The sequence below is a fragment of the Bradyrhizobium sp. Kon37 genome (assembly GCF_055807535.1).
The window spans coordinates 1-342 of record NZ_JBVVOY010000189.1; the positions used below are offsets into that span (position 1 = coordinate 1).

1 protein-coding gene is annotated in these 342 nt (G+C 62.6%); it reads right to left on the bottom strand.

Going from position 1 to position 342, the window contains the following annotated elements; all coding sequences use genetic code 11:
* Nucleotides 1–111 precede the first annotated feature (111 nt).
* Nucleotides 112–342, bottom strand: a 231-nt coding sequence (locus tag AC0L3J_RS37740; protein ID WP_473350489.1) for a TraX family protein, incomplete at its 5' end; no start/stop codon positions are given.

Sequence of the window (342 nt, forward strand, 5' to 3'; positions counted from 1 at the left end):
CCGGGCGGCGTCGGCATGGGGATGTTCAGCAGTGCGCAGCCGGACAGGGCGAGCAGCGGCAGGGCCGCGATGGTGCATTTCTTGAGCAATTGCATATTGGAATCTCAAAGGTCAGGTGAAAAACAAGTAGCCCGCCTCGCGCATCGGAATGCGGATCAGCCAAAGAGCGGCAAGATGCAGCGGGTAGTACGTGTAAAAGGCCCAGCGCAGGCGCGGGACACGAAGATCGACGCCGGCGGCGACGATCACCAGGGGCACAACAGCAAGCGCCCAAAGGTTGCCATTGATGTACCACAGGGACGCGCAAGACAGCAGCGCCATCAACGCGGCCGCCCACGTCGG